The sequence below is a fragment of the Chryseobacterium pyrolae genome, from assembly GCF_025153485.1.
Lineage (GTDB): Bacteria > Bacteroidota > Bacteroidia > Flavobacteriales > Weeksellaceae > Chryseobacterium > Chryseobacterium antibioticum.
Genome location: NZ_JANZQH010000019.1, coordinates 1 through 8,821 on the forward strand (window position 1 = coordinate 1; position 8,821 = coordinate 8,821).

Consider the following 8,821-nt stretch of genomic DNA (forward strand, 5'->3'; position numbering starts at 1 on the left):
AAAACTCTAAAACTCTAAAACTCTAAAACTCTAAAACTCTAAAACTCTAAAACTCTAAAACTCTAAAACTCTAAAACTCTAAAACCCTCTCTTCCTCGCCTGTTCCACCATCCGTTTGATCCTCGCATCCAGGCTTTCGCTTGAAAGAGTCTGTCTTAAGCTGTCAACTTTGATAGGGAAACTCAATGGCGTAAAGGTATTGGAATATTTTAAAATGATTTTTGATTTTTCAATTCTTTTAAAGGCTTCTACGAGACGGGGTTCCTGAAGCTGCATATTGAAAACTTCGGTATAGGCTTGTCTGACAAGGAAATGATTGGGGTCATAGTCTTCCAACACTTTAAAAATCAGTCCTGCTGAGCTTTGCAATGATTTGTTGGAACGCTGTTTTCCCGTGTAATTCTGGATCACCATTCCTGAAATTACAGCTATATCACGGAATTTCCGGCGTGCCATTTCCGCAGAATTGATACTGGCAATGACATCGTTCATGAGATTGTCCCGGGTCAGAATTTTATCCAGATGCTCCTCATGCAGAGGAATTTCTTTGTCGCTGAACAGTTCAAAACCATAGTCATTCATGGCCATTGAAAAAGAAATCGGGGCCAGTTTTGAAATACGGTAGGCGATGAGTGCAGCCATAACTTCGTGTACAAGACGACCTTCAAAGGGATACATGAACAGATGATAGCCTTCCCGGTTTTTGATCAGCTCTACCAGAAATTCGTCTTCTTTAGGAATGTGGGAGTTTTTTTCCTGACTGGCTAATAGGGGATGTAAAAATTTCAATTCTTTTTCCGATGCTTTCGGATTTAAGGCATGAGATAATTTTTCTCTTAAAAAATGACCTAAATTAGAACTCAACGGCAGTCTTCCACCCAGATAGCTCGGAGCTATTGCTTTTCCCTTTGCAGCGCGGACGTAGACGGTCATATCTTTGATCATGGCGACTTCAAGCGTTCGTCCGGCCAGAATAAATTTTTCTTCTTTTTTTAATTTTGAAATAAAATATTCCTCTACCATTCCGATATAGCCGCCGGAAATAAACTTCACTTTCAGCATGGCATCACTTACGATAACGCCCATATTCATACGGTGGAGCATGGCGATCTTACGAGAGGTTACTTTGTAAAGGCCGTCTTCCATAATGACGATCTTATGGAATTCTTCATAGTTTTTTAAAACACTTCCTCCAATGGTCAGGAAATCCAGGATGCTTTTCCATTCTTCTGCCGTCATTTCCTGGAAAGCAAATACTTTTCTGATTCTTTCAAAGGTTTCTTCGGGATAAAACCCATCGCCAACAGCTAAAGTCATCAGAAACTGGACCAGTACATCGAAACACAAGACCTGAGGCTCACGGGGTTCTATGACTTTCTGTTTCACAGCTTCTTTTAAAGCAGCGACTTCGATCAGTTCAAGAGAATGGGTGGGAACGCAGTAGATTTTAGAGGTTTCAAAAGGGGAGTGCCCGCTTCGTCCGGCCCGCTGCAGAAATCTGGCAACTCCTTTTGCTGAACCGATTTGAATCACAGTGTCTACAGGTTTAAAATCAATTCCAAGATCTAAAGATGAAGTGGAGACTACTGCTTTCAGTTTTCCGGCACTTAAATTCTCTTCGATCCAGATCCGGAGATGGGCATCAATGGAACTGTGATGAATAGCGATCTGTCCTGCAAAATCCGGATAAGCATTCAGTAACAACTGATACCACATTTCGCTTTGGCTCCGTGTATTCGTAAAAACGATGGTAGATTTTGAATCAAGGATGATAGGAACAATTTTATCGGCTAATTTACCTCCCAAATGGCCAGCCCACGGAAGAATCTCAAGCTCGTCCGGAATAACGGGGAGAATATCTATTTTTTTATGCTCTTTGGCAGTAATCTTTGTCTTTTTGATGTCATAGGGAATTAAAACATCCATGGCTTCATCAAGATTTCCAATCGTTGCTGTGATTCCCCATATTTTTATTTTCGGAACATATTTTCTGAGCTGAGAAATACCGAGTTCCACCATAACCCCGCGTTTTGAACCCAATAACTCATGCCACTCATCAACAGCAACACATTTCATATCCTGGAAGAAGCGTGCGTGATTTTTCTGGCCTAAAAGCAGATGTAGACTTTCGGGCGTTACCACAAGAATTTCAGGCATATTCCGGACCTGCTGCTGTTTTACTTTCTGGTCTGTATCTCCGTTTCTGACCCCAACGGTCCAGTCGAGGCCAATCTCATCCATGGCTTCCTGCATCGCCTTGGCAATATCCTTAGACAAAGAGCGCAGGGGAGTGATCCAGATCATTTTCAATCCTTTTTTGTACTGTTCAGGACGGTTCATAAAGTCTGAAACCAAAGCCAGAAAAACGGAAAATGTCTTTCCAAATCCGGTGGGTGCCACGACCATTCCACTGTATCCGCTTCCAAATTTCTGCCACGTGTCGGTCTGAAATTTGAAAGGAGACATGCCTTTATCAGCCATCCATTGCTGAATGACCTTGAATCCATCACTATTGTCAAATGCTTTCAAATTATTGGATCAGTTTTTTTATTTCTTCAAGTTCGTCAATTTCGTCTACGGTTTTGTCTTTCCGCCATCTTACAATTCTTGGAAATCTTAATGCGACACCACTTTTATGCCTGCTGCTGAATCCGATGCCTTCAAAGGCAATTTCGAAAACCAATTCAGCTTTTACGGTGCGAACAGGCCCGAATTTTTCAATGGCATTTTTATTGACAAATCTGCTTACCTCCATGATCTCTTTATCCGTCAAACCCGAATAGGCTTTCGCAATGGTTACCAATGCATCTCCATTCTTTACAGCGAATGTATAATCTGTATAATAGGCACTTCGTCTGCCGCTTCCTTTTTGTGCATAAATTAACACAGCATCAATAGTCAGCGGACTTACTTTCCACTTCCACCAGTCGCCTTTTTTTCTTCCGGCATGATAAGACGAATTTTTCTGTTTCAGCATAAGACCTTCACTATTGATGTCTCTGGAACCTTCTCTTATGCTATTCAGATCTTCCCATTTTTCAAAATCAATAACCTGAGAAAGTTTAATATTTTGAGGGGTCTCGTTCAGCAATAATTCTTCCAGCATGGCACGTCTTGATGCTATAGATTTTTCACGGAGATCCGTGCCTTCCAACTCTAAAAGATCATAAACAAACACTTCAATGGGAATATCTGCCAGCATTTTTTTAGTTAAAGTTTTTCTGTTTAATCTTTTCTGTAATTCATTAAAATTTAAAACATTAGAGTTCTTTACCGCAAGTATTTCTCCATCTAAAACAAAGTTCCCTTTCATAGCCTGAACGGTCTCTTTAATTTCCGGAAACTGATCGGTTACGAGCTCTTCACCTCTTGACCAGATAAAGACTTCGTCATTCCTTTTGATGATCTGTCCACGGATTCCGTCCCATTTGTATTCGATCTGCCAGTCTCCAGGATTTCCTAGTTCTTCAAGCTCTTTTTCAAGAGGATAAGCCAGACAGAATGGATAAGGTTTTGAATTGTCTGGATTGACATGTTCAGCCGAAATCAATTCCTGAAATGTAACTTCCCCGGGGATCCATTTTCCCATCAGACTATGCATTAAAGTACTCGATTCCTGAGATGAAAATTTGGTAAGGGCATTGATCAAAGTTTTATCGGAAACCCCAATTCTGAAACTTCCGCCCAGTAATTTGTTAAAGATAAGGCGCTCTGTGTAATCAAGTCCGTTCCACGACTGTAATACAAATGCTTTCTTTTCAGTTTCTGATTTGTCTTTTAACTGAACGATATCCAGCATCCACTGGGAAAGCGTACGGTCAATGGTTTCTGAAGGTGGAGGCAGGATCAGGGAAATGGTTTCTCCAAGATCTCCCACGGAAGAATAGCTTTCCTGAAACAGCCAGAACGGTAGTTTTGTGATCTCAAGTGCCCATTCTTTCATATAATTGGTATTCACATTCCTTTTGGGTCTTTTGCCCGTAAACAAAGCAATGAACCATACTTTATCCTCATCCGGAGCGCGTTCCAGATAATCGATGATGGCCTCTATTTTAGCGTTGGTCTTATTGGTCGTTTCCAAGGCGTTGATCAAATCTGCAAAATGTTTCATGGCTCCGGATTTTCAATGATTTCTTTTTCGGACTCTTCTTCGTCTTCGCCGAACAGGGTTTCTACAACATCCGCTTTGATGCCGATCTCATTTAAATATTTCGAAAAAATTTCCGTCTGTCCGTGGGTAACGTGTACGATTTCTGCTTCTGTAGCTTTTACGGCCTGCAGAAGCCCTTTCCAGTCGGCATGATCGCTCATGGGAAATCCGGCATCGGCACTGCGCCATCTTCTGGCTCCGCGTACCTGCATCCAGCCTGAACAGATAGCGGTTGCCGCATCCGGGATTTTTTTTATGATATTGCTGTCGAGTAAAGCGGGTGGGACAATGACGATTTCATGCTGTACTTCTTTGGGGTTTTCTTTAAAATCAGCCGTCTTGTAATCCGGAAGCGTAATGCCTACAGATTCAAAAGCTTCATTCAGCCTTCCAATGGAATTGTGAACATATATTTTTCCTAAGCCTTCCACTGCTTTCATGATACGCTGAGCTTTTCCCAGCGAATATCCTATGAATACTGAGGTTTTTGAATTTTCCTGATTTTTAAGGACCCAGTTTTGAAGTTTTTTATTGAGATCGGGAACTTCCAGCCAGTTGTAAATTGGCAGACCGAAGGTGCTTTCCGTTACGAATTCATTGCATTTTACGAGTTCAAAGGGGGTACTTAGTCCATCTTCCTGTACTTTGTAATCTCCCGAAATAACGGTGACGTATCCTTTGTATTCTAATCTTATTTGGGCTGATCCGATAATATGTCCGGCAGGGTGCAACGAGACTTTTACACCATTTAGCGTAATGGTTTCACCATATTCAACGCTCTGGCATTCAATATCAACCCCGATCCTTTGATACAGGATGGGCTTTGTATAATGATGGCAAAGGTATTTTTTCATTCCCCACCGGGCATGGTCGGCATGTCCGTGGGTGATAATCGCCAGGTCTACAGGTCTCCATGGATCAATATAAAATTTCCCCTGCGGACAGTAAATCCCCTTTTTTGTGAATGTTATTAATTTCAATGGTGTGATTGGTTTATATTTTACATTCAAAAATCCCACCAATTACGCAAGTTTTTGCAAATTATAATGGTTCAGAAATCATTTTATTAAATTAAAATCTTAAGGTTTAAATTTTTTATGTAATTTTATCTACCTATTAGTAGATAGATTTATGAAAACTAAAGATAAAATAATTGAAGTCGGGAACAAATTACTGACTGAAAAAGGATACAATGCTTTTAGTTATGCAGATATTGCAAAAGAGATTGATATAAAGACCTCTTCAATACATTATCATTTTCCATCCAAAGCAGACCTCTGTATGGCTATTATTGAATTACACCGACTCCGTATCCTGAATCTTAAAAATTCTCAGGTATTACTGTCCGCAGAAGAAAAATTGCGGGGACTGTTCGGCTATTACCTATTTCTTATTGATAAAAATCAGATTTGTATAACGGGCACTTTAGCTTCTGACTATCATTCGCTTAATGAAAATATGAGTGAAAAATTAAAAGAATTTAATAAAGCCATACTGACCCATACAATAGATATCCTACAATCCGGTATTGACAGAAAAGAATTTCAGCAGATTAAAAACTGCAGGCTGAAAGCAATGGAGCTTTTGTCTATGCTGGTTGGCCTGGCCCAGATAGGAAGACTTTATCCTAAAGATGAAATTAAGCAAGTATTAGATCAGACTATTCATAATTTAAAACAATAAAGATGGCTTTTTACCAAAAATTAACTCAATATGGAAGTAAGGTCATTGGATTACCCAGGCTGTTTAAATGGGGATTCAATTTATCACCTATGTACCGGAGAAGTACCGCTAAGATCAAATATATCTCTCAGGATCTGCTGAAAATATCCATCAAGCTTCCGATCAGCTATAAAAACAGAAATTATATGGGAACCATTTTCGGGGGCAGTATGTTTTCCTCCGTTGATCCTATTCCGATGGTACAGCTTATATCTCTTACTGATCATCAATACGTTATTTGGGATAAATCTGCAGAAATCTACTTTAGGCGTCCTGCTCATACTGATCTTTATGCAGATTTTATTTATACAAAAGAAGAATTGGCGGAAATAGCAGAGAGAATAAAAAATGAAAAGGAGATAGAGATTGTCAAAATGACCCAGCTAACCGATCGAAATAAAGAAACGGTCTACTGTGAAATAAAAAAGACAATCTACATTGCCGATAAAAGCTTTTATAAACAAAAGCGGGAATTAAAAAAACAGGAATCCAAATAACAGAATCTGGCAACTATATCAATACATAATTTCCCACAAAATATTAAACAAAAACTTCTTTGAACATTTTGCTGAACATTATTGCTAAATATTTATAAGTTTGTTTCATGTTGAACTTCTCACCAACAAAATATTGAACCTTCCACCAATAAGTATCTCTTTAAAATCCTTCAATTTTGTATCTGTAACAATAAAAAAAACAAAATGAACAAAACTATTTTAATTACAGGTGCAGCAAGCGGTTTCGGGAAAATTGCAGCTTTTGATCTCGCCCAAAAAGGACACAAAGTTATCGCAACCGCACAGGTTTACCCACAGATGAGTGATTTAATTCGTGAAGCCCAGGAAAAAGGAATAGAATTGACGGTAGACAAACTGGATGTAACCCATTCAGGAGATATCGAATACATCTTAAAGAAGTATGATATTGATATTCTGATCAGCAATGCCGGAATTATGGAAGGGGGCCCCATTGCTGAGCAGCCGATCGATCTGGTTCGTTCCATGTTTGATGTGAATGTTTTTGGAGGATTAGAGCTTGCCCAGGGATTTGTCAAAAAATTCATTGAACAAAAGAAGCCTGGTAAAATTGTGTTTATCACATCCATGGGCGGTTTATGGACGGTTCCGTATGTTGCAGCGTATTGCGCTTCAAAACATGCTATGGAATCTATTGCAGAAGGATTGAAAACGGAACTGGCTCCGTTCAACATCAAGATTGCTACCTGCAATCCGGGTGTTTTTGGAACCGGATTCAATGACAGAGGGGTAGATTCTATATTCCGCTGGTATGATCCACAAGTGAATTTCACCCCGGAATCTTCTTTCGATGGGGTTGCCGATTCTCTTGCTCATCAGCTGGATCCTCAGTCTATGGCCGAGGTGATCGTCAATGTGGCATTGGATGATCAGTCTAATTTTAGAAATGTACATCCTAAAGAAACCGAAGATTTTGTAAAACAACTTCAGGCCGAGGCATGGGCTGCAAAAAGTTAAATAATGAATATTAATTATGATCAGGCTGCAAAATCACTTCAGGCAGCCACAGAAAAAGCCAGATCTTTCAATATCCCTGTAAGCATTGCAGTAGTTGATACTGGTGGGCACCTTATGACATTAGCAAGACTGGACAGTGTTTATGGCGTTATCGATTTTGCCGTTAAAAAAGCAAGAACTGCTGTGATGTTTGGGGTCGATAGCGATGTGATGGGGACTATCATTGCCGGAGCAGATATTCACGGATATGGAATGCTGAATTCCAATGCAGGACTTTTAACGGTTGCCGGTGGAGTAGTGATCAAAGATGCTGAAGGGAAAATCATAGGAGCGATAGCTTCCTCGGGTGGAGCTCCTGAGCAGGATAAAGAGATTGCAGAAGCAGGTGCTGCTGTTATAGGTTAAATTTCAGATATTTGTATCATGGAGAGAACTTTTGAGATCATATTCGATAAACTGGTGTATTCATGCGCTTTTGAAACATACAGAGGACATGAGGAATTTATTCCGGATTATTTTCTTGGTTTTCAGTTGTCCGGTGAAACGCATGCTTTCCATGACAAAGAACGGATGATCATAAAAGAAAATACGGTGGTTCTGGTACGAAAAAATCAACTGATCCGTACGGTAAAGCATCCTTCGAAGAACGGGAAATATCAGTTTCTTTCCATAACACTTGATCAGGAAACGCTTCGGCAGTATGCGGCAGAAAATAGAATTACGGCAGATGAAAGATTTTCAGATACCGAAAGGCTCTTTTTTGAATCTGATGAATTTTTCAGAGGTTACTTTGTTTCGTTGCTTCCCTATATTGACAAAACGAAAGCAGCGACTTCCAGACTGATAGTTTTAAAGGTGAAAGAAGCTATAGAATTGATTCTCCAAAGCAATCCTGATTTTAAAAACCTGCTTTTTGACTTCTCCGAACCGCATAAGATTGATTTGAAAGAATTCATGATTAAAAATTTCATGTTCAATGTATCGGTAGAGACCTTTGCCAGGCTTACAGGCCGTAGTTTATCAGGATTTAAGCGTGATTTTAATAAAGCATTCAATATAACCCCAAAACAATGGCTTAAAGAAAAAAGACTGGAGGAAGCCTATTATCTGATCCGTCATAAAAATAAAAAACCATCAGATATTTATCTTGAACTCGGGTTTGAAAATCTTTCCCATTTTTATTATGCATTCAAACAGAAGTTCGGGATGACAACCAGTGAAATTTAACAAGTAAAAAAGCACAGAATAATAGAAAAGGAGCCGCATTCAGCTGCTCCTTTTCTATTATGTCGGGAAGCTTGAAGAGGGAAGTTATTGAATCCAAAATCGGAACTGCGGGACAGTTTTATTAATTTTTGTACCTAAATAATTATTGGGGAAATATCCATGTGATAAGTTTGTCAAATAGAATAAATCATTTGAAATAGTTAAAATATCTTTAAAATATTAATCATTG

8 protein-coding genes are annotated in these 8,821 nt (G+C 39.4%); 5 read left to right on the forward strand and 3 right to left on the reverse strand.

Going from position 1 to position 8,821, the window contains the following annotated elements; genetic code table 11:
* Positions 1–78: 78 nt before the first annotated feature.
* Genes NZD88_RS21120 through NZD88_RS21130 form a run of 3 tightly spaced genes read right to left on the reverse strand, consistent with a single transcriptional unit; the run spans position 79 to position 5,130 of the window.
* The gene (locus NZD88_RS21120) at positions 79–2,529 is read right to left on the reverse strand and encodes a ligase-associated DNA damage response DEXH box helicase (RefSeq protein ID WP_259831797.1); all 2,451 of its coding nucleotides are present in this window, start codon (positions 2,527–2,529) and stop codon (positions 79–81) included.
* A 1-nt stretch (position 2,530) separates the two neighbouring features.
* Positions 2,531–4,111 (reverse strand): ATP-dependent DNA ligase, encoded by a 1,581-nt coding sequence (locus NZD88_RS21125; protein ID WP_259831798.1) that lies wholly within the window; start codon positions 4,109–4,111, stop codon positions 2,531–2,533.
* Positions 4,108–5,130 carry a ligase-associated DNA damage response exonuclease gene (locus tag NZD88_RS21130; protein ID WP_259831800.1) on the reverse strand — a complete coding sequence of 341 codons (1,023 nt, stop codon included), beginning with the start codon at positions 5,128–5,130 and terminating at the stop codon, positions 4,108–4,110. Before NZD88_RS21130 ends, NZD88_RS21125 begins: the two co-directional genes overlap by 4 nt.
* 151 nt (positions 5,131–5,281) lie before the next feature.
* On the opposite strand from NZD88_RS21130, the gene NZD88_RS21135 reads away from it, so the two are divergent.
* The 5 genes from NZD88_RS21135 to NZD88_RS21155 all read left to right on the forward strand — a co-directional run bounded on the left by NZD88_RS21135 (position 5,282) and on the right by NZD88_RS21155 (position 8,592).
* Positions 5,282–5,833, forward strand: coding sequence for a TetR/AcrR family transcriptional regulator (locus tag NZD88_RS21135; RefSeq protein ID WP_259831801.1), 552 nt, complete (start codon positions 5,282–5,284; stop codon positions 5,831–5,833).
* A 2-nt stretch (positions 5,834–5,835) separates the two neighbouring features.
* Positions 5,836–6,369 (forward strand): DUF4442 domain-containing protein, encoded by a 534-nt coding sequence (locus tag NZD88_RS21140; protein WP_259831803.1) that lies wholly within the window; start codon positions 5,836–5,838, stop codon positions 6,367–6,369.
* A gap of 204 nt (positions 6,370–6,573) precedes the next feature.
* Positions 6,574–7,365: an SDR family oxidoreductase gene (locus NZD88_RS21145; protein ID WP_259831805.1), complete on the forward strand. Its 792-nt coding sequence runs from the start codon at positions 6,574–6,576 to the stop codon at positions 7,363–7,365.
* Positions 7,366–7,368: 3 nt separating this feature from the next.
* A complete protein-coding gene (locus NZD88_RS21150; RefSeq protein WP_169233190.1) occupies positions 7,369–7,770 on the forward strand; it encodes a GlcG/HbpS family heme-binding protein in 402 nt (133 codons plus the stop codon).
* Positions 7,771–7,788: 18 nt separating this feature from the next.
* Positions 7,789–8,592 carry a helix-turn-helix domain-containing protein gene (locus tag NZD88_RS21155; RefSeq protein WP_169233189.1) on the forward strand — a complete coding sequence of 268 codons (804 nt, stop codon included), beginning with the start codon at positions 7,789–7,791 and terminating at the stop codon, positions 8,590–8,592.
* The last annotated feature ends 229 nt before the right edge of the window (positions 8,593–8,821 follow it).